2 pseudogenes are annotated in these 407 nt (G+C 45.5%); one reads left to right on the top strand and one right to left on the bottom strand.

What is annotated here, in order from left to right:
* A pseudogene (locus tag EAO36_RS09055) lies at positions 1 to 165 on the top strand (RNA-guided endonuclease TnpB family protein); the annotation flags it as partial.
* On the opposite strand, the pseudogene EAO36_RS08380 reads toward EAO36_RS09055, so the two are convergent.
* A pseudogene (locus EAO36_RS08380) lies at positions 149 to 407 on the bottom strand (hypothetical protein); the annotation flags it as partial. The pseudogenes EAO36_RS09055 and EAO36_RS08380 sit on opposite strands and share 17 nt — an antisense overlap.

Below are 407 nucleotides of genomic sequence, written 5' to 3'. Positions count from 1 at the left end.
ATTAAAAATCTCAGAACAGACTTTTTCTACAAGCTAGCCAATAATCTAGCCAAACAATATACCACGATTTTCATTGAGGACTTGAACCTAAAGGGATGGCTAAACTTTGGGGCGCAAGATTAACGATTTGGTTTTGGTGAGTTTGTGGCTATCTTGGAGAGAAAAACCCAAGCGTCTTTTGATAGTCTTGGGCTTGCTTTTGCGCCTCTAGCCTTTGCTCTTGTGCCTTAGCCTCTTCTCTAGCTTGGCGGGCTTGCACTGCCTGCTGGTGGATATTTAAGGGGCTTGTTGGGGGGGTTGTGGTATCCTTGCCCAAGTCCATAGCGGTATCTAAGGAATCACCCGTATTTAACGGGCGTGAATCCGCCACATCGTGGTTACCGATGGACTTTTTAAATTCCTTTGCA

It is taken from the genome of Helicobacter mehlei, assembly GCF_003660265.1.
In the GTDB taxonomy this organism is placed as follows: Bacteria; Campylobacterota; Campylobacteria; order Campylobacterales; family Helicobacteraceae; genus Helicobacter; species Helicobacter mehlei.
Note: the sequence above shows the minus strand (reverse complement) of the source record. Positions and strands in the feature narration are given on the sequence as shown.